Source organism: Paenibacillus sp. Paensp111, from assembly GCF_059492195.1.
In genome coordinates, this window is the sequence record NZ_CP168527.1 from 4,212,209 (window position 1) to 4,232,349 (window position 20,141).

General features: G+C 50.2%; 20 protein-coding genes. 10 read left to right on the plus strand and 10 right to left on the minus strand.

Features of this window, described 5'->3' with window-relative positions; translation table 11 throughout:
• Nucleotides 1–114: 114 nt before the first annotated feature.
• Nucleotides 115–1,239, minus strand: a complete 1,125-nt coding sequence (locus tag ACEN86_RS19845) for a glycosyltransferase family 4 protein (protein ID WP_495632199.1) — start codon at nt 1,237–1,239, stop codon at nt 115–117.
• A gap of 197 nt (nt 1,240–1,436) precedes the next feature.
• Here ACEN86_RS19845 and ACEN86_RS19850 point away from each other — a divergent pair, with 197 nt between their 5' ends.
• Together ACEN86_RS19850 and ACEN86_RS19855 are read left to right on the plus strand one after the other, a co-directional pair.
• Complete coding sequence (locus ACEN86_RS19850; protein WP_495632200.1) at nt 1,437–2,768, plus strand: diguanylate cyclase domain-containing protein; 1,332 nt, start codon at nt 1,437–1,439, stop codon at nt 2,766–2,768.
• The gene (locus tag ACEN86_RS19855) at nt 2,765–4,003 is read left to right on the plus strand and encodes an extracellular solute-binding protein (RefSeq protein WP_495632201.1); all 1,239 of its coding nucleotides are present in this window, start codon (nt 2,765–2,767) and stop codon (nt 4,001–4,003) included. The genes ACEN86_RS19850 and ACEN86_RS19855 overlap by 4 nt, the downstream gene beginning before the upstream one ends.
• Nucleotides 4,004–4,259: 256 nt before the next feature.
• On the opposite strand, the gene ACEN86_RS19860 is transcribed toward ACEN86_RS19855, so the two are convergent.
• From ACEN86_RS19860 to ACEN86_RS19870, 3 genes are all read right to left on the minus strand, one after another.
• Nucleotides 4,260–5,183, minus strand: a complete 924-nt coding sequence (locus ACEN86_RS19860) for a methyl-accepting chemotaxis protein (RefSeq protein ID WP_495632202.1) — start codon at nt 5,181–5,183, stop codon at nt 4,260–4,262.
• Nucleotides 5,184–5,508: 325 nt separating this feature from the next.
• On the minus strand, nt 5,509–6,414 hold the full coding sequence (locus ACEN86_RS19865; RefSeq protein ID WP_495632203.1) for an HD domain-containing phosphohydrolase: 906 nt from the start codon (nt 6,412–6,414) through the stop codon (nt 5,509–5,511).
• A gap of 95 nt (nt 6,415–6,509) precedes the next feature.
• Complete coding sequence (locus tag ACEN86_RS19870; RefSeq protein ID WP_495632204.1) at nt 6,510–7,190, minus strand: hypothetical protein; 681 nt, start codon at nt 7,188–7,190, stop codon at nt 6,510–6,512.
• 287 nt (nt 7,191–7,477) lie between these two features.
• Here ACEN86_RS19870 and ACEN86_RS19875 point away from each other — a divergent pair, with 287 nt between their 5' ends.
• The 4 genes from ACEN86_RS19875 to ACEN86_RS19890 all read left to right on the plus strand — a co-directional run bounded on the left by ACEN86_RS19875 (nt 7,478) and on the right by ACEN86_RS19890 (nt 11,256).
• Nucleotides 7,478–7,822 (plus strand): winged helix-turn-helix transcriptional regulator, encoded by a 345-nt coding sequence (locus tag ACEN86_RS19875; protein ID WP_495632205.1) that lies wholly within the window; start codon nt 7,478–7,480, stop codon nt 7,820–7,822.
• Between the two features lie 204 nt (nt 7,823–8,026).
• Nucleotides 8,027–8,740 (plus strand): SDR family oxidoreductase, encoded by a 714-nt coding sequence (locus ACEN86_RS19880; RefSeq protein ID WP_495632206.1) that lies wholly within the window; start codon nt 8,027–8,029, stop codon nt 8,738–8,740.
• A 121-nt stretch (nt 8,741–8,861) separates the two neighbouring features.
• A complete protein-coding gene (locus ACEN86_RS19885; RefSeq protein ID WP_495632207.1) occupies nt 8,862–10,085 on the plus strand; it encodes an NAD(P)/FAD-dependent oxidoreductase in 1,224 nt (407 codons plus the stop codon).
• Nucleotides 10,086–10,254: 169 nt separating this feature from the next.
• Entirely contained in the window at nt 10,255–11,256 is a 1,002-nt protein-coding gene (locus ACEN86_RS19890; RefSeq protein ID WP_495632208.1) for an N-acetylglucosamine kinase, read from the plus strand.
• Nucleotides 11,257–11,454: 198 nt separating this feature from the next.
• Here the strand turns inward: ACEN86_RS19890 and ACEN86_RS19895 are convergent, their stop codons facing one another.
• Complete coding sequence (locus tag ACEN86_RS19895; protein WP_495632209.1) at nt 11,455–11,733, minus strand: hypothetical protein; 279 nt, start codon at nt 11,731–11,733, stop codon at nt 11,455–11,457.
• Between the two features lie 82 nt (nt 11,734–11,815).
• Nucleotides 11,816–12,697 (minus strand): LysR family transcriptional regulator, encoded by an 882-nt coding sequence (locus tag ACEN86_RS19900; protein WP_495634359.1) that lies wholly within the window; start codon nt 12,695–12,697, stop codon nt 11,816–11,818.
• Between the two features lie 156 nt (nt 12,698–12,853).
• On the opposite strand from ACEN86_RS19900, the gene ACEN86_RS19905 reads away from it, so the two are divergent.
• From ACEN86_RS19905 to ACEN86_RS19915, 3 genes are all read left to right on the plus strand, one after another.
• A complete protein-coding gene (locus tag ACEN86_RS19905; RefSeq protein WP_495632210.1) occupies nt 12,854–13,594 on the plus strand; it encodes an SDR family NAD(P)-dependent oxidoreductase in 741 nt (246 codons plus the stop codon).
• A 315-nt stretch (nt 13,595–13,909) separates the two neighbouring features.
• Complete coding sequence (locus ACEN86_RS19910; protein ID WP_495632211.1) at nt 13,910–14,335, plus strand: MarR family winged helix-turn-helix transcriptional regulator; 426 nt, start codon at nt 13,910–13,912, stop codon at nt 14,333–14,335.
• 27 nt (nt 14,336–14,362) lie between these two features.
• Nucleotides 14,363–16,027, plus strand: a complete 1,665-nt coding sequence (locus tag ACEN86_RS19915; protein WP_495632212.1) for an MDR family MFS transporter — start codon at nt 14,363–14,365, stop codon at nt 16,025–16,027.
• 281 nt (nt 16,028–16,308) lie between these two features.
• Here the strand turns inward: ACEN86_RS19915 and ACEN86_RS19920 are convergent, their stop codons facing one another.
• The 4 genes from ACEN86_RS19920 to ACEN86_RS19935 all read right to left on the minus strand — a co-directional run bounded on the left by ACEN86_RS19920 (nt 16,309) and on the right by ACEN86_RS19935 (nt 18,859).
• A complete protein-coding gene (locus tag ACEN86_RS19920) occupies nt 16,309–16,767 on the minus strand; it encodes an EVE domain-containing protein (RefSeq protein WP_495632213.1) in 459 nt (152 codons plus the stop codon).
• A gap of 98 nt (nt 16,768–16,865) precedes the next feature.
• On the minus strand, nt 16,866–17,222 hold the full coding sequence (locus tag ACEN86_RS19925; protein ID WP_495632214.1) for a nucleotide excision repair endonuclease: 357 nt from the start codon (nt 17,220–17,222) through the stop codon (nt 16,866–16,868).
• Nucleotides 17,223–17,238: 16 nt separating this feature from the next.
• A complete protein-coding gene (locus ACEN86_RS19930) occupies nt 17,239–17,580 on the minus strand; it encodes a zinc ribbon domain-containing protein YjdM (RefSeq protein ID WP_495632215.1) in 342 nt (113 codons plus the stop codon).
• 217 nt (nt 17,581–17,797) lie between these two features.
• A complete protein-coding gene (locus ACEN86_RS19935; RefSeq protein WP_495632216.1) occupies nt 17,798–18,859 on the minus strand; it encodes an LLM class flavin-dependent oxidoreductase in 1,062 nt (353 codons plus the stop codon).
• Nucleotides 18,860–19,097: 238 nt separating this feature from the next.
• Here ACEN86_RS19935 and ACEN86_RS19940 point away from each other — a divergent pair, with 238 nt between their 5' ends.
• Nucleotides 19,098–20,015: an aldo/keto reductase gene (locus ACEN86_RS19940; protein ID WP_495632217.1), complete on the plus strand. Its 918-nt coding sequence runs from the start codon at nt 19,098–19,100 to the stop codon at nt 20,013–20,015.
• The last annotated feature ends 126 nt before the right edge of the window (nt 20,016–20,141 follow it).

Consider the following 20,141-nt stretch of genomic DNA (forward strand, 5'->3'; position numbering starts at 1 on the left):
ATGGATCTCCCACGTCTCTATTATATCGGTATTTTCCGAAATGTAAAACTTAGTACCCTCTCCCTCCGTCTGCACAGACAAAAGCCGCCCCTTTACGAGCGGCTTCACTCTTATCTATTTTGTCCGATATAGGGTCTTCTCAATCGCATCCTTCATCAAGAACCCAGCCCGGTTCCATGTCCACCTAAGCATATCCTGTCTGCCCTGGCGACCTTTCGCTCTGCACAGCTGGGGGTGCTCGAAGGCGTAGCGCATCTGTCTCTTTAGGCTGCCTATGTCTACTTCTGCCCACTGCTGGCCTTTACCCGCGAAGAGATGACGGAATTGGCGCGAGATGGAGTGACTGCTGTTCATGCTCTGGAGCGGGCTGCTTAAACGGTACGGAACTATGAAGGAATTCCTTCTCGTCAAGAAGTCCATATGACCGCCCCACCCTGTAGCCATCACGGGGGTTCCGCTGGCCAGAGATTCCAGGAACGGCAGCCCCACGCCTTCCCCGCGGGTAGGGAGTACGAAGACTTGGCCGAGTCTGTATATGCCTTGAATTCTGTTGGACTTTAAATGCCGGCCGATGACCACTATCGGTGCCGTCGGCTTTTGGATGCCAAGCCTTTTCTTGTATTGCCGTATCCGCTCCTTAATCCATTGCTCAGTCTCGTATGGGGCGTAACCATTCGTCTTTATGACCAGCAGCACCCGATCTGAGGCAGAGAACTCCTCCCAATAGGCTCTTAAGAGGGCCTCGGGGTTCTTCCGGTGCTGGAATCCGAATACGGACACAAATGTGAATCTTCCCTTCGATTGGGCGACAGACAGCTTCCGGCTGCCGGGTCCGTACTCTCTGGCATTCACCCCATGGGGCACAATGAAGATAGGTACCCTCACGCCGCTGTTCCTCAAAGCCTGCTGGTTATGGCGCGAAGGAACACAAATCGCATCAAATTTATTGATGTTCGGGAACCAGCGGGCAGGGATTCTTGTCGTCTCCCAGACCGTATTGAGAATAATGCAGTCATAACGAGCTCTTGCTGCCCTAAAGTTAATCTGACTCGGAGGATGGTGATAGATCAGGACCTTCTTACGGTCAGATTCTCCCCTTCCTCCGGCCCTGCCGCTGGGGCCAACCCTTACCTTCACGCCCTGCCGCCTCAGGGCCTGAACATAAGCCCGGCTTGCAATTCCAAGTCCACTGGCCCGCTGAACGGGACCTTCCCACACTACTTGATACCTGCTGTTCAAGGGCATACTCCCAACTCCAATTATCCTTTTTTCGCAGTATCATATGCCTCAGCCATGGATTGGGATTGGACCCCTGCAGATAGAGCAATAGTTTCATATTTAACCTGCTGCAAAAGGCCCTCCGGATGGTATGATATAGGTGAATGGTAGACTTAACGCACCCAGCCTAATTTATGATAACCGGAGGATAACTTCTATTGAGATTACAACTTCGCAAAAAGCTATATTTCAGCTTCCTCATCATTATCGTCCTGTTTCTGGTTACGGCCTCCATATCCACACTACTGACTCAGAGGATCGTTCGTCTAACAAGCGATATCCTTATCTCAGAAAAGCGGCTTGAGGTCGTTCAGAGACTTAACCTATTTGCCCGTACAGCCAATGATAACGGAGCCCACTATTTACTTGCTCCGCTTTATATTGAAGAGGAATTCAAGTCCAAGTTCGAGGCCAACGTCAAATATCTCGATCAGGAGTTTCAGCAGCTTGAAGCCATTACAACTGCGCCGTCCGACCTTGCCCAGATCCGCCAGTTCAAGGAGAAATGGGCCGATTATGTCGACGACAGGCGGAATATTATGAATTTGAAGAAGTTCGGCGATGTTACCGAGGCTCAGGAGAACTACACCAAGGACAGCTACGATCCGATTGCCTTCGCTCTTCATGCGTTCTCCAAATCGGAGCAGGCTCAGATCAACAGCTATAACAGCCGAATTGAAGCCAGCGGACGAACGATCCAAGTCGTGAACCTTCTGATGGGTTCCCTGGCTACTGTACTTTCGCTCCTCATCGCCGTGGCGCTCTCCAATTCCCTGATCCGCAGAATTCTACTTCTGCGGACCAATGCCCAGACGGTGGCCGGCGGCAACCTTCGGGTTCCGGATCTCCACTTCAAGAGCAAGGATGAGCTTACAGATCTTGCGAATTCCTTCAATGCCATGACAGAGTCCCTTCGGGCGGTCATAGACTCCAACCAATTCCTGCATCAGCTGTCCCGCAGGGATGGATTGACGGGAATCGCCAACCGCCGCTGCTATGACGAGTCACTGGAGCAAGCCTGGAGCCTTTCATCGGCTCAGTCCAGGCCGATCTCGCTAATTTTGTTCGATATCGATTATTTCAAGAGATTTAATGATATTTACGGTCATCAAGCAGGAGATGGGTGTCTTAAGCAGGTAGCAGACATTTTACAAGAGCAGGTAAGGGAGACGGGCGGACTGGCTGCCAGATATGGCGGGGAAGAGTTCGCTGTCTTGCTGCCGGATCGGACAAGTGACGAGTCCTGCCACATTGCAAGGCATTTCCAGAGTGCCCTGGCAGAGCAATATATTCCTCATAGCGGCTCCGATATCAGTGAATTTGTTACCGTCAGCATCGGGATATCCACGCTCACGGCTTCGGAAGGGACCACGCCGGATAATTTGGTAATTCAGGCCGACAGGGCGCTGTATCAGGCCAAGGAGAATGGAAGAAACCGCATATGCATCTATGAGGATAATCAACGAACAGAAGGTGATCTTAACCGATGAGAAGACGGCTGGCATTAATCGGAATCATTGCAGTATTGCTGGGTCTCGTGTCCTGTTCAAGCCCGGATTCCAGTGAAGCTCCTGTCACATTGACATTCTGGACTACCACCTCAAGTCCCGAAACCGCGTTCTTTCAGGAGCGGATTGCGGTCTTTGAGAAGGAACACCCCAATATTAAGGTAAGTATGGCAAGGCATGAGTTCCCTTTTGCAACCAACGAATTCAAGACTGCCGTCCTTGGTGATCAGAAGGTGGACGTATTCCGGGCAGATAATACCTGGATCCCTGAATATGCCAATCTGAATATTATCAGCCCCCTGAACACGCTCGCCCAAGGCAAGGACCTGCCTGGATTCGTGGATTCTGCACTGAACGCAGCCACCTATCAGGGGAATGTCTATGGATTTCCCTCCGTTATGGAGGTCCCCGCCCTTTTGTATAACAAAAGAATACTTGGTGAGGCCGGATTCACACATCCTCCGCAGACGATGGATGAACTGATGAAGATGGCTAAGGCGCTTACGGGCAAGGGGAGATACGGAATTTATGTAACAGAGGACTCCTACTTCGCGCTGCCCTACCTATGGGCATTTGGAGGGGGAATGATTACGGACCAGAGGCAGATTCAGATCGCCTCGGATCATTCCAGACAGGCCTTTGCCTTCATGCTGAAGCTGCGCCAAGCCGGCGTTACCCAGTCTTACCCCGACTTTAATAACTGGTACGCTACGATGATGGATGATTTCACCCATGGCCGGTCTGCCATGATCATTAACGGTCCATGGGCCATTCACGACCTGCTGAGCGGTGCGGAGTTCAAGAATCCAGACAACATTGGCATCGCCCCGATTCCAAGGGGACCGGTTGGGCAGGGGTCGCCTATCGGCGGTCACAGCCTGGTGATTAACAAATACACCAGCCATCCCAAGGAAAGCTATGAGCTGATCCGCTTTCTTACAAGTACAGAGACTGAGGTGCTTCAAAGCCAGCAATTCAAGACTCTTCCGACACAAAAAGCCGCCTATACCGATTCAAGACTTGCCTCCGACCTGCTTGTTCAGGGCTTCCGGACCCAGCTCGATGTAGCCAAGCCGCAGCCGAAGATTCCAGAGAGCGCCAAGCTGTTCATGGATTTCACCCCGAACCTGAACGCCATGCTGCTGGAGAAGGAGTCCGTTGACGAAGGGGTGAGGAAGATTGAGAACTCCTGGAGGAGCCTTCTCAAGGTAAAGTGAAGCGATCTAAATGGATTGTAGAAGCGTGATCCGTCGAGCAAGGACATACTGGGTTGGCCGTAAGCGTGTTGACCGGGATAGATGGGATGATGACGCTCTAGTAAATTTGGAGGTCCTTTGACAATTGGGGGATCTTCCCGTTTTTTTGTTATTGTAGAGGGGAATACTCGGAATTACTATAGGAAGTTAGCAAGAAGGAACGGCCAAATTTCGGCATGACAAAAGGACGCCAGTGGCGTCCCAGAAAGCGTTGCTATTACAAGGTATCTGCCAATACCTTGGCCTGTGAATCGAGCTGGCGTGCCGCCTCCCCGATACCCAGAAATTCATCGACAGCCTGCTGAATGCAGGTCTGACTCTCTGTGATGGAGGACTGGGAACGCTTCGTCCCGCTCAGCGTCTCCAGCACTTTGGCGGTAATGCCTTCAGTATATGAATTCACTTCCTGTATAGCTTCTTGTACCTGCTGAGCCAGATTGCGGACTTCTCCTGCAACGACATTGAATCCCCGACCATGTTCGCCCGCGTGAGCTGCTTCAATTGCAGCATTTAGTGCGAGCAGATTGGTCCGGTTCGCAATGTCCTTTATCGTCTTCACAATCCCCCGTATGGAATTGCTCTGCTTCTCTAACAGCTCGAATGATATCAGGTTATCATGGGATTCCTTCGCCACCTGCCCCATGACGGCTTCAACCTCCTGACTCCGTGCAACTCCCGCTGTTGCCCGGCGCAGCAAGTCCTCCGCCGTATTCTGCAGCTCACTCGTTAACCGGGTAGTGGCATTCTCCCGGAATGTAATATCGGTAGCGATCTTAAGAACAGCATGGACCTCCCCTTCATCGTTATAAATAGGGGTGTAGGTGGCCTCCAGCCAAAGGATTCTTCCATCCTTGGCCACACGCATGATCTTCTCCTGAAAGGCATAGCCCTTCTTAAAGTTAACCCAGAAGTTAGCGTATTCCGGGCTGCTTATGAACTCAGGAGTACAGAATCTCCGGTGATGCATACCCGGCATTTCTGCTGCAGTATAACCCATAGCCCTGGCAAAATTCTCATTTGCCCATAATACGTTTCCTTGAATATCGAATTCGATCATAGCTAGTGATCGTTCAATGGCCGCAAGAACAGACTTCTCATTTAGCACCTGGGAGCTTTCGTAGATAACTCGATCTTTAATCATGTGACTATCTCCTCTTGGGTTGGCCTGACTTCAGGGAGATGTCGTAATCCATCTGTCAAAGCTCCAACTCATCTCTTATGTTCCTTTATACAAACCTTTGACTTAGATTATACAAATATTATACGAAGTTTGCAATTTATTTATTATTCTCCGTACTTTCCTTAGTATATCGGCAATTATCTCTATAATCTGTGTATAAGCTTACTGTAGTCACTCTGTTGTGTTGTTAGCCCGGTTATATTATAAAGAGCTTTGCCGCCCCCTCGGTGCGACAAAGCCCTTATTCGTCCCATTAGTAACACTATTGAGAATTCTGTAACCGTTCTCAGATACGTCCTTCCTCTCTTAATATATCCTCAAAAGCATCCACCACAACCTTATCGTAGTGGCTGCCCGTGAGTCTCCGAAGCTCATCCATGGCCACCTGTGCCCCAAAAGCCTTACGATAGGCACGGTCCTCAGTCATCGCATCGAACGTATCACTTACCGCGATAATTCGAGCCTCCAGCAGGATCTCTTCCTCTTTCAATCCACGCGGATATCCGCTCCCGTTGAGCCGTTCATGATGCTGCTCAATAATAGGCGCAATCTCACCATAGTAGGTCTCCTTGATCATCTCTGCTCCATCTCCCGGATGCTTCTTGATCATTTCAAATTCCTCACCGGTCAGCTTGCCCGGCTTATTCAGAATCTCTTCGGGAATATGAATCTTGCCAATATCATGGAGAATCGAGGCGATAGACAGATTCTCCAGCTGCTCTGTATTCAGCTTGAGCTTCTTGGCAATCTTCACCGCATATTCAGCGACCCGATCACTATGCATATAAGTGTATCGGTCCTTCTTCTCCACTTCCTTCACCATGCCCATCAGCTTGGAAATATCCTTGCTGAGATGGACAAACGTTTGCTCCGTGATGACCCAGAGGTACGTAATATCAGTCAGCGCGGTGAAATGGATCGGATTCTTAAGTCCTTTTGCCGTGTAATAATCATGCGGACCCAGTTCAATCTTCTGGTCATCCAGTTCACACACCAGTTGTCCGGACAATATATAGAAAAACTCCATTACATTTGGATTATCGCTTGGATATACATAGAATAATCTATCCTTCTCAATGGTCTGGAGCAGAACCTCTACTCCGTCCCCCCGTGAAAGCAGCTTGATTTCATTTTTGTCGAAATGTACTTCTTCCAGAAAAGATCCTTTCCTTCCGATTCTGAACCCATCCATTATGATCCCCCTTATATGAGAAAAAACGAGCTCGTAAAAAGAACTCGTTTTTTCTCTAGATTATACTATTTTGTGGATGGTAGGAAGAGTTATTATTAATTTATTCCGACAACCCAAACCGGGTCGATCCAAACTTCTTTGTCCGCGAAGCGAACCAGCTTCCAATAACGCTCCACCACAACTCCCTGCTCAGCAGCCTTGTTGATGGCATTAGTCGCCAATGCATAGGTTGTATCATAGACATCCGTGATAATCTTGTTCAGATCATCCGTATACTTGCGGGTTAATTCTTCGTAGTCGCCTGTTCTCTGATTCAGCTTGTCCTCAAGCTGTTCAATACGCGCTGCGGCAACACCTGCATCCTTGGCATCAGGCGTGATAAGCTGGGTCGTAGCCTGATCAATATCCTGTTTGATGACCAGAATCTGGGCGTCTACCTTGCTTGTCTCATCCTGAATCTTGGCGGTCAAATCTGCAGATGCAGTACGATCAGCTGCTGCAGATGAGCTTGTCGTAGTCTTTACCTGCTGGCTCTCTACCAGATCAGATACCTTATCCGCCACTTTCAATTGGCGAATATCCGACAGATACTTGGCTTCCAGCTTGTCAGCCGCATCTACTCCATCCTTAATCTTCTCCTCAATCTGCACATTCGTCTGGTTAAGCATCTCGTAAATGGCATCAAGATTTGAGGTTGTGCTTTCTGCTGCAAAGGCGCTTGTCCCAAAAGAGAATACCAAGGCTAACGAGAACAGGACCGCTAAAGCTTTCTTCATTATTTCTCCTCCAAATAATATGTATTTTGACTACCTGCGAAATAAATTCTACTAAGTGTCACTGTTACCAATATACCAGTTCTACCCAATTTAGGATAGAACAAATATTGTCGAATTTTAATAAAATATTATGTTTTAATAGATGGGTTCCAATCTGGTAAGGGACAAGAATCCCTTCAAGAGCACCGCTTCGTAAATCAACAGGAACTTCGTGCACTGCTCTAGTGTCCGAATGGGGTGAATTATGATAAATTAATACCGATTCAATTTTTCAGGAGGCGTTATCTATGGACAATATAGAGCAGAAGCCGATACTGCTAACCAAAGGAACACCGGGTGAGCCCTGTCCTATTGCCAAAACCCTAGACGTAATCGGTACCAAATGGACGTTCCTGATTGTCCGGGATCTTCTGCTCGAAGGCACGATGAGGTTCAGCGAACTACTGCGGTCCATGGAAGGGATCAGTCCCAAGACATTGTCCCTTCGCCTTAGGGAACTGGAGAATCAGGACATCATTACAAGAACCGTCTATCCAGAGATTCCTCCTCGCGTGGAATATACTTTAACGGACAAAGGAAAGAGATTGGAAGGCATTTTTATTGAATTAAAACGGTTTGGCCTAACCTTATAATTGGATACCACACAGAGCAGAAGACCGTCTTTAGCCATCAGGCTGAAGTCGGTCTTTATTATTCTTGGATCTTGAATCCCTTGTCCGAAGTTAAACTATCCAAAAGGTAACTATATGAATTATTAATCACTACTTCCCTAATGGAACTAATGGAGCTAAGCTAACTCTACATTCTCATAAATTCAGAATTTGGAGGGATTGCTTATGTTAAAGAATAAGAAAATTGTAATTATCGGTGGAAGCTCGGGAATCGGTCTGGAGACCGCAGAACTAGCTATTGCTCAGGGTGCGGAAGTAATCATTGCAAGCCGCTCCGAAGAAAAATTGAAACAGGCTGAGGAACTGCTCGGCTCCAACGCCACGTCTTACCGGCTGGATACAACCGTGGAACAGGATGTTCGGGCATTCTTCGAGGCCGTAGGCTCGTTCGATCATCTGGTAGTCAGTGCTGCGGAGACCTCGGGCGGTCCCTTCCTTGACACGGAGACTTCCAAGTTCCGGCAGCTCTTCGACAACAAGTTCTGGGGCCAATACTATGCTGTTAAATACGGTGCTCCAAAAATATCTCCCATGGGCTCCATTACCTTATTCTCCGGGGTGGTTGCCTACAAGGCGATGATTGGCTCTTCTATGCTTGGCGCAGTTAATGCTGCGGTCTCAAACCTCGGTCAGACCCTTGCGCTGGAGCTGGCCCCTATTCGGGTCAATGTGGTATCCCCTGGCATCATCGATACCCCTTCCCGCAGTAAAATGCCTGAGGAGGCTCGCCTTCAGTTCTATGATACCTTAGCCCGGAAGCTTCCTGTGAAGCGGGTTGGCCGTGCCGAAGATGTTGCAGAGGGCGTTCTCTACCTTATTCAGAACGGATTCGTTACTGGAACGGTCCTCCACGTGGAAGGCGGCCATATTTTAACCTGATGCTTCAGACAAGCTGATCTCCATGGGCCTCCTAGCAGTAGGCCATAACTTGGCGATGATGTTTCTCATCTTCAAAGCTGGGCAGACTCTAGAGTAGAAGTGAGGATGGGAGGACATCATCTTGAATTTATATAATGGCAAGCTGCTGTGGGCAGAGGAGAAGAATCCTGAGGCCCCATTCATCCGAAATGAGATCCTGGGCCATTATGACCTCATTATTGTAGGAGGAGGCATATCGGGAGCTCTTAGCGCTTACTCTCTTGCGGCTGAAGGTCTTAGCATTGCAGTGATCGACAGGGGTAAAGTGGGGGGCGGCAGCACCTCAGCAAATATGGGGTTGCTCCAATATTCAAGTGATGTCATGCTGCATGAATTAATAGATCAGATCGGCGTGGACAAGGCTGTTCGGTTCTATACATTGTGCCAGCAGGCCTTGAATCAACTGCACGAGATTGTGGATACACTGGCTGTTCCTGCGGACTTCACCCGCAGGAACAGCCTCTACTTTGCTAGTGAACGATCCCATGTGGACCGACTGAAGAAAGAATATGACACCCTGGCCGCCCACGGCTTTAAGGTCGAATTCTGGACCCAGAATGACCTGCTCTCTCATTATCCTTTTTCAAGGCCGGCGGCCTTGATCACTTACCAGGATGCTGAAGTTAATCCGGTCAGACTCAGCAGAGGCATTCTCCATAAATTGAACCCGCGCCAAGTGCATGTATTTGAGGATGTCCATGTCATTGGAGTTGAAGAGGCCGGTCATCATCTGAGAGTGCACACTTCGGCGGGTCCTTTCAAGTGCTCTCAGATTTTATTTGCGACGGGTTATGATATGGCGCCAGGTCTTACCGGAACCAGGGTGAACCTTACGCGGTCATATGCCATGGCTACGGAACCTGTTGATGATCTCTCCTGCTGGAAGGATCGGGTGCTGATCTGGGAGACAAAGAGACCTTACCTCTATTTAAGGACGACTTCAGACGGGCGGATTATAGCTGGCGGACTGGATGAGGATAAGCCGATCACTCCGCATAGTGAAGCCCTTATTCATAAGCGGGCCGAGAACATCAAGCGGGAGGTTCACCGGTTATTTCCCATGCTCAACCTTAAGATCGCCTTCGCATGGGGAGCGGTCTTCGGGCAGTCGGTGGATAGTCTGCCTTTTATCGGGAAGCATCCTGCTAAAGACCGGATTTATTATTTGCTGGGTTATGGCGGCAACGGAACGATCTACAGTATGGTAGGCGCTCATATATTGAGAGATTTGATTCTTGGGCGTCCAAATCCGGATGCCGATATTGTGAAGCTGGCTCGGGAAGACAGCGCAATCAACCCTAGATAAGCAGCACTTCCAGGATTCCAGCAGAGGCAGGATTGAGCCACCAGGGCTCTTCCTGTCTATTAAGACTGTGCTCCGCTATCGCTAAGCCACATCCCCTGCCTTTATGTACGCGAATCAAGTATAATTTTGAATATAAGGATGAACGATTTGCATAAGGCGGGTGGCAAAGTTGACGGATAGAGTAGTCATAGGAATCGATGGTGGAGGTACGCATACCCGGGCTATGGTGTGTGATCTCCATGGAGAGGTGCAGGCCTACACGGTGAAGGGTCCTGCTTCGATATATAAGGATGCTTCTGCCGCGAGGAATGTCAGGAGTGCTATAGAAGAGGCGCTAGACCAAGCAGGCAAATCGCCGGAGCAGGTGGTAGGTGTTGCCGCAGGGATTGCCGGATATGACACGGAATCGGACCTGGAGTGGATTGCGCCCCTAACCGAGGTGCCGGGGTTAATCTGCCCGATAAAGCATGTGAACGATGCTGTTATTGCACATCAAGGCGCTTTGCTCATGCAACCGGGAATTGTCGTGATTGCAGGGACGGGTTCAAATATATTAGCTATCACGGAAGACGGGCAGCAGCTTCGAAATGACCAGTTCCGACATTATGCAGCCAGTGGTGCTAGGTTCCTGGCCTACGATGCTGTGTACGAAATTCTTGCCGGCAATACAGACCCTACCGACGATAAACTTATCGCAGCTCTCAAGGCCCATTGGCATGTGGAGACCCTGTCTGAATTCTACCAGCTGGCGAAGAGGGGATTCGAAGATGATCCTAAGGTCCGTGACCGTACCTTTGGCGGATTCACGCCTCGAATTACAGAGGCTGCTGCTGGGGGGAGCATGGCAGCCATGCGTGTCTGCGATCGTGCCGTTAGCGAGATTAAAGTGGGTATCGAGATTTTGGCAGGCTCTTTTGCAGATGCTACGGTTGATGTCGCTTTAATTGGAAGCGTAGCCAACTCCGCCTATGTGCGCAGTGCTCTGACTGAGCAGCTTCAAAATGGGGCTATTCGGCAGTATCAGGTACACCCGCCCGCATTCTCTCCTGCAGCCGGAGCTGTGCTTCTTGCTCTTCATGAGCTTCAGGTGCCCATCTCGCCTGAGATCATTGCGAATCTACAGGCAAGCCCCTATGCTGCGGGCAGCAGACAACAGCCTGCGAAGCTCTAAAGCTCCGCAGGCTGTACCTGTGACTCACTACATGTAGAGCCATACATGACTGCTTGGACTCATCTCTCGAAGCGCCGTGCCCAGTTGCTTCGGCTCACTACTCTGTATGTCGTGCCCGGTTGTTTAAGTTCACTGGCCGCGACCATACTGCCTCGTATCCTCACTGCCCCTATTTTACATACAGCTGCCTCACTCGGCTCACTGCTCCGAGTGCCGCGCCCGGTTGCTTAGGGAAGCCAGCCGGTGCTTCTCTTCAGCCAGCAGCTCCTCGGCCAATTCAACCCCTGACCGTCCAACGGCCATATCAGCCTGCTGCACCGCCTTCTCGGTGTGCTCAAGGCTGTTCTCGGCCTGTTCAATCATCTGGTCAGTCGGGTGGCTTAAGGCTGACGATACGGCATAATGCAGCTTGTTAACTGAATTCAGAGCCTCAGCTACCGTGCTGTTTGCTTGTAGACTGGAATCATAACGACTCATAAATAAGACCTCTCCCTTCTGAGATGACTTCAGTTCGGTTCCCTTTTAGCATGGTTAGGGAGAGGCGATCTTATGCGCCGTACTAGCCCTGCAAATGCTGCACAAGAAATTGATACAGCTTAAAGTCTGCCGCCTTAAGGGAGCTTCCCGAAGTACGGCACAGCATACCAAAGGTCATATGGATGAGACTTCCCTCAATTCCCCGAATAACCATGCCCGCGGGTACGGGATTCATCATAATGGCAGGGACCAGCGCTATCCCGAGTCCGCTCTCCACATAGTATTTCAATGCAGTCATGCTCCCTATCTCCATCGTATCCAGAGGCACTCCCCCCGAGTCCCTCATCACGACCTCCAGCTTGCGGCGATAAGGACACACCGCCGAGGTAATCAGCAGACGATGTCCCTTGAAATCGCCAGGCGAGAGAACCTCCTTATAGGCCAGAGGATGGTCCTCTGGCATAAGCACCACGAATTCCTCCTGAAACAGCGGCTCAAAATAAAGCTCTGAAGAGAGATCCGGCGCGGTACACAGCGCCATGCTGATTTCTCCCTCAAGAAGACGCTCCATCAGCACAGGAGTATTCGCAAATTCCACGGACACCCGAATCCTCGGGTACTGGTCCAGAAATTGCTTCAGGATGCCGGGCAGGCGGTAGCTTGCGGTCGGCTCTGTAACCCCCAGCCGGATATGGCCTGCATTCCCAAGCTGAAGCTCGGACATATCGCCCTGCAGCTGCTCCATGCTCTTCACAATCAGCAGGCTCTGCTCATGGAAGAGCCTACCGGCCTCGGTTAACCGGATTTTCTTGCCCCGTTCAAAAAGTTGAATCCCCAGGTCCGATTCCAGCTTCTGAATCTGCATCGTGACGGTGGACTGCGCATAATTCATCTCTTCGGCAGCCCGTATAAAGCTGCCTTGATTCACAATGACTTGAAACGTCTTCAAGGTCTTCAGGTCCACTCTTTCCGATCTCTCCGTTCTGTGGTTCAAGATAATTGAACCCTTTATTCATATAGTTCAATTATACAGAATGTGATCAATACTCTACAATCGGAATTAAACAGCCACTATTCCAACCTTAAACACAGGTGGCGACAGAAAAAGGAGCGGTGCAGGATGGATTTGATGAATAAAGTGGTGCTTGTTACAGGCGGAGGCACAGGAATCGGCCGGGCAACCAGCCTTACTCTCGCGAAGAGGGGGGCTATCGTGATCGTCAACTTCTCCCGTTCCAGGGAGGCAGCCGAAGAGACCGCTCAGCAGATCCACAGCAGCGGAGGACAGGCCATAGCCATACAGGCCAATGTGTCCCAAGACCACGAGGTCAGAGCGATGATCAGCCGGATCGTGCAGCAGTTCGGGACGCTGGATGGACTCGTAAATAACGCGAGCATCACGAGGCACATCCCGCTGGATGATCTGGAGTCGGCAACGGATGAAGTCTGGAACGAACTTATGAATGTGAACGTGAAAGGAATGTTTAACTGCGCACGGGCTGCAGCTCCTTATATGAAGGCAACCCGGCAGGGAGCCATCGTGAATCTGGGAAGCATCGCAGGGCAGACGGGCTCCGGCTCCTCACTTCCCTACGCCGTATCCAAGGCCGCGGTGCATGGCCTGACGAAGTCATTGGCGCGTGCACTGGCTCCCGATATCCGCGTGAACTGTGTGGTTCCAGGTGCCGTATCTACCCGGTGGTGGGCTGGCCGGGAAGAACAAATGCAGCTTCTGGCTCCCCAGCTGCTGCTGAAGCAAATTTCACAGCCCGAGGACATTGCCCAGCTGATCTGCGCAGTCCTGGAGCAGGAAGCCATGACTGGACAGATCATTACGGTCGACAGTGGTCAGACTCTATAATTCAGACATGAACCTTATATATCCCCGAGATAATTAAGGCAGTGCCACCTGTGGCGCTGCCTTTAATCTTTTTATCCACTGATTCCTTAACTCCAGACCTCCCCCCAGATCGCTATGAGGATTGGCGCTGCTGACCTAATGTCTTGTTGATTCTTATTCGAAATAAACTTGACTTCAAATTCATTAAGTGGTAATTTGTTAAATGCATTCATAGTTTAGTACTAAAATATTATGTGCTTAACTACTATACGTATATCCTTCTGAACTACGAAGGGTGAACAACTAGAATCTATCCCAGCTCTGGAGGGACACCTATTGGCTGAAAGTGAACTATTGTTCGAAGTAGCTACCATGTTCAGAACTTTGCTTAAAGGAATATCACAGGAGTGGAACAAAGAGAACCGCATCCTAAGTCTGCCCCAGTTCAGAGTGCTCTATGTTCTGAGCAAGGAGGGCCCAAGGAAGGTATCCCAGCTGGCCCATGCACTCTGCCTCACGCCTGCGGCGATCACAGGCATTACCGATAAGCTGCTCGAAGAAGATTACATTAAGCGCGAGCGAGCCGAACAGGACCGGCGGGTGGTTAACATTTCAATTACGGAGAAAGGAGAGGCAATCATTCAAGAAGCACAAGCAGGTCATAGTGAAGCGCTGCACTCGTTCTTCAATCTACTGTCTGAAGAGGATATGGAACATTTGAGAAGGATTTTTGGCACCATGCTGAAAGCCATAGATAAATAAAAATATTACGGAGTGAAGAAAACGACGATGGAACACTTATCACACAAACGAAAAGTCACGATCATGTTCGGCATTATGGCCGCCATGTTCTTTGCCGCGATTAATCAGACGATTACAAGCACAGCGATGCCGCGGATTATCTCAATTCTTGATGGAATGGATTACTATACGTGGACCATTAACATCTATCTACTTACGTCTACCATTGCGACGGTTCTCGTCGGCAAGCTGTCCGATATATTTGGCCGCAAGCCTTTTATATTAATAGGGATTCTGTTGTTTATGATTGGTGCTTTCCTGACAGGCACCTCCTCTGATGTGTATCAGTTCATTATCTATCGCGGGATTCAAGGGATTGGCGCTGGGATTATTCAGTCTACGGCATTCACGGCGGTTGGGGATTTGTTCGCTCCGCGTGAGCGCGGTAAATGGATGGGCTTTATGACCGCGATCTTTGGCTTCTCCAGCGTACTTGGACCCACACTTGGCGGTTATCTGGTTGATCACATGGATTGGCACTGGCTGTTCTGGATCTTCCTTCCGCTTGGGATTGTCGCCTTCATCATGATTCTCATGCTCTTTCCTAAAGTGGAACGCAGAGCGTCAGAAGGGATCGACTATCTTGGCTCTCTCTTCATAACAACAACGATCGTCCCTCTTCTGCTAGCTTTCTCGTGGGCAGGTACAGAATATACGTGGGGATCACCGCAGATCCTAAGTCTACTTGGCGCAACCGTGGTATCTGCTATTATCTTTGTCTTTGTGCAATCTAAGGTGAAGAACCCGATTCTTCCTCTTCATCTATTCAAAAATAGTGTGGTCACCATCTCAAATATCATCGGCTTCATTATGAACTTCGGCTTGATGGGTGCCATGATCTATATTTCGTTCTTCGTTCAAGGTGTACTGGGAATTACACCTACACTTGCCGGCTATGTCACCATGCCTATGTCCATCGTTATGGTGGTCACCAGTGCTATTGCAGGGCAGCTGATTGCCAAGAAAGGCAAATACAAGCGGTATGCATTGATTGGGGTACCAATTATGATCGCCGGTATGGCCATTATGATCGTGATGAACAGTGTCGGAATCGCCATTCTGAGTATGGCTGTGTTCGGGATGGGCCTTGGGCTTGCCATGCCGGTCTTCTCTCTGGCTACGCAGAATGCCGTATCCCATAAGGAGCTGGGCGTCGTTACGGCATCTACCCAGCTCTTCCGGAACCTTGGAGGTACGATCGGGATTGCCGTCATGGGTACGGTAATGTCCAACAACCTGACCACCAATCTGAAGAACGCTCTTCAGTCACCGGATGCGCCGGATTTCAGCAAAATGGATCCCAAGCTCGCCAAGGAAATGCTCGCTTTCGCGAATCCGCAGACGCTTATGAACAAGCCTCTGCTTGAGGCGACCCAGGCCAAGCTTCCAGCAGAAGCTCAGCCTTTGTTCGCGCAGATGATTGATAACATTCGCGATGCGCTTGGCACTACATTGTCCACTGTGTTCCTTGCAGGAACACTCGTGCTCGTAGTTGCCTTCGTCCTTGTGTTCTTCCTGAAGGAGCTGCCGCTCCGCACCACGAACCAGGCTGCGGGAGAGTCAGCTCCGCAAGACAGCAACAACAGCGAGGGCGGTACCCGTGAGAGCAGCGCTCATGAAGGCGGCGCTTCACCAAAGCTGGTCACTGAGTAGGCTTAAGCCGGCACCAGCAGTACTAGAGGATAGTGGAGCCTAACACATGGAGCTTCGAGCTGTATGTTTCATACAATGAGTTGAAAAGTCCATACGGAAGGCCTCATACTCCACGCTTCGAGCTTCAATTCCCAAAAAGGCCATGTCCCGGATCACCGCGGCATGGCTTTTTTGTGTGCTTGTATAATTTTTGCAGTCAGCAACGCCACCCATTGCAGTATCCGATCCCGGCTGCTGGTTCAATCGGATGTAGGATGTGGGCTTGACCTGCTCCAAGCAGCTTATTGCAGCATGGCCTCCGCGATGGTCAGAAAGTCTTCCTTTTCAATCTCAAGATGACCAAAGCGGAAGCGATAGCCCCAATTGGTTACGCCCCTGGTGAAGCTGAGCTGCTGAAGCAGGGTGCTGATCTTCACCTCTCTGCACGGGGAATAACGGATATCGCGCCGGAAAGGCACGAAATTCTCAGACATCCGGTATTCGTACACTCGATCATCGACGACTTGTCCGATCGCCGTAAAAGCTTGAAGCGGCTGCCCATTTGCCATATCCGTTCGAGGTGAGTAATAGATAAGCCAGTCGCCGGGCCGCATACGCTTGAGCGGGGCTGACTTGCCATGGCAGAGCTGGGCGAACCCGCCTTCGACCCCCCGGGCCACATGGGAGGCCGCTACGACGCCGATCCAGTAGCGGCTCTGATCCTGCAGCTGCAGCTCCAGCTGCTGTAATTCATTTTGCATGTCTAACTCCTCCTTGTTCTCAATTAGTTAGAGTATATAAAAGGACTACTGACACCATTCTGTCAGTAGCCCTTTTGTAATTCAGTATCTATGCCTAATCATCTAAAAAACACGTTGTCCACATTATATTTCGCTTTAAGCTCATTGATTATATACGTCTCATAAATCTCCCTATGGACCGGATTCTCTACAATGCACACCTCAATCCGGGTCACTTCATCCCGGTGCAGCTTGATTGGGGACACCGTATCCTCAAAATGCTTCTTGATTCGGGGTCTCAGCTTTCTGGCTTTACCCACGAACAGCAGCTCATCCTGGTCATTGTAGAACATAAATATTCCCCCAACCTCTCTAGAGATCAGGTGAAAATCCGTGAACCCGTAAATATGGCTCAGCTGGGGATTCTCCTGCTTGTGGATCGTCACGTCCGGTTCCGGAATTGTAATATTAATCATTAGGTCAGCCCGCTTTCTATATTTTCTTAACAAATTCAGATTTAAGCTTCATAGCGCCAAAGCCTTCAATTTTGCAATCTATATCATGGTCTCCATCAACCAGACGTATATTCTTCACTTTGGTCCCGATCTTCAGGACAGATGAGCTTCCCTTAACTTTGAGGTCCTTGATTACAGTTACCGAATCCCCATCGTTCAGCACATTTCCATTGGCATCTTTGATAACTCTCTGATCTTCCCCATGGTCCATTTCAGATCCTGGGGCCCATTCATGAGCGCACTCCGGGCATATAAATAGGCTTCCATCTTCGTATGTATATTCTGACTTGCATTTTGGACAGTTTGGTACATTAGACATAACAGCTTGCTCCCGCCTCTAATAAATTACCCTTTCATATAAAAAGGGCATGTAAGTGTTTCCTTACATGCCTTTAATAGTGTCACAGTATTCTCCCATTGACAAGCGATCTATGCCGCTAATGTTAATTGGCTGACTGCGGGCCAATTCTGCACTGTGCTAGGCTTCCCACCCGAGCCTACGTGCTCCATGTCATGCTGAGCCCGCCCGTCGTGGCTTACTTGCCCGACTCGTGCTGCGCTTCCCACTTGGTGATCTCCTCGCGTACCCGCGGCGCCACCTCGGTGCCAAGCAGCTCAATCGCGCTCATGACCTCTTCATGCGGCATCGTGCCGACCGGTACATGCAGCATGAAGCGGGTGATGCCCACATGCTTGCGAAGATGAATAATTTTCTCGGCGACCGTCTCCGGATCGCCGACGTACAGTGCTCCTTCAAATCTGCGCGCCGCATCAAAGGTGGCACGGGTATAAGCTCCCCAGCCCCTCTCCCGACCAAGCTTGCTCATGGCCGCCTGCGTGGAAGGGAAGAACTTCTCAGCGGCAGACTCGGTGCTGCGCGCTATGAAGCCGTGCGAGTGCGAAGCAACCGGGAGCTTTGAGACATCATGCCCGGCATGAGCCGCAGCCTGCTTATACAGCTGTACGAGCGGGGCGAACTGCAAAGGGCTGCCCCCAATGATTGCAAGCACAAGCGGCAATCCGAGCAGTCCCGCGCGCACAACAGATTCCTGGTTCCCTCCGCTGCCAATCCATACAGGGAGCGGGTTCTGAACGGGACGCGGATATACACCGAGGTTGTTGATAGCCGGACGGTGACCGCCGCTCCAGCTTACTTTCTCGGATTCACGGATTTTGAGCAGGAGCGCAAGCTTCTCCTCGAACAAGGATTCATAATCATCCAGATCATAACCGAATAAAGGGAATGATTCGATAAAAGAACCCCGGCCTGCCATAATTTCCGCACGACCGCTTGAGAGCGCGTCAAGTGTGGCAAAGTCCTGGAATACCCGGACCGGATCCGCTGAGGACAGAACGGTAACCGCACTGGTCAGCCGGATTCTGGAGGTCTGCGAAGCAGCCGCTGCAAGCACGACAGCAGGTGAAGACGCCGCATAATCTTCGCGATGGTGCTCGCCTACTCCAAATACATCTAAGCCTACATGATCAGCAAGTACAATCTCCTCGACGACTTCGCGAAGCCGCTGGGCGTGACTGATTACCTCCCCGGTGTGAACGTCCGGCGTTGTTTCAACAAATGTGCTAATTCCAATCTCCACTTAAATCCCTCCTGCATTCTGATGTGTATAATTATTGGTCATCTACAATCTAATTAATAGTTTTATAGTTACATTATATTATATAGTGACTTACCTTATTACGAAAGTGTAAATTTAAAGAAGCTGCTAGTACTTGAACTAATTTTGAGATTTCGCGATATTTATGATAACGTTTACAGTGTAGGCATTACGGATTATTATCGTAATTATTACCCTAAACCCGAGGAGGAAGTCTATCATGAGAACGATCAAGCTTGGAAGCAGCACCTTGGAGGTGCCTGTCATTGCTGTCGGCTGCATGCGTATCAATTCGCTGGAGAAGCCGGAAGCTGAGCGATTTGTGAAGACGGCATTGGATGAAGGAGCTAACTTCTTCGATCATGCTGATATATACGGCAGCGGCGCATGTGAGGAGATCTTCGCGGATGCGATCCAAATGAATGCTGATATCCGGGAGAGGATCATTCTCCAGTCCAAATGCGGCATACGTCAAGGGATGTTCGACTTCTCCAAAGAGCACATTCTGGAGTCCGTGGATGGAATCTTGAAGCGTCTGAGAACCGATTATCTGGATGTCCTGCTTCTGCACCGTCCCGATACCCTCGTCGAGCCGGAGGAAGTTGCCGAGGCTTTCGATCAGCTGGAGTCCTCCGGCAAAGTTCGCCACTTCGGGGTATCGAACCAGAATCCAATGCAAATTCAGCTTCTCCAGAAGTTCGTGAAGCAGCCGCTTGTAGCCAACCAGCTGCAGCTTAGTATCACCAACGCTACGATGATCACCAGCGGATTCAATGTAAATATGGAGAACGAGGCTGCGGTGAACCGGGATGGCAGTATCTTGGACTTCTGCAGACTGAACGATATCACCATTCAGCCTTGGTCTCCTTTCCAATACGGATTCTTTGAAGGCGTGTTCCTTGGCAGTGACAAGTTCCCGGAGCTCAATCAGAAGATTGATGAAATTGCCGGTAAATACGGTGTCAGCAATACGACGATTGCCGTCGCGTGGCTACTTCGCCATCCTGCCCGCATGCAGCCGGTGATCGGCACGATGAATATAGAGCGCCTGCAGGACTGCTGCAAAGCCGGCGATGTCCAGCTGACCCGTGAGGAATGGTACAGCATTTACCGCGCCGCGGGCAATGTGCTGCCTTAAGCAGCTGACGAATAGATCAAGACGCGGTTCATCTTGAACCGTACTTGAGATCTTGTTCTCCGCCGTCCATCCAAAGAGAGGCTCCCCCGATTCTGCGGGGGAGCCTCTCTCTATATGTCTCTAGCT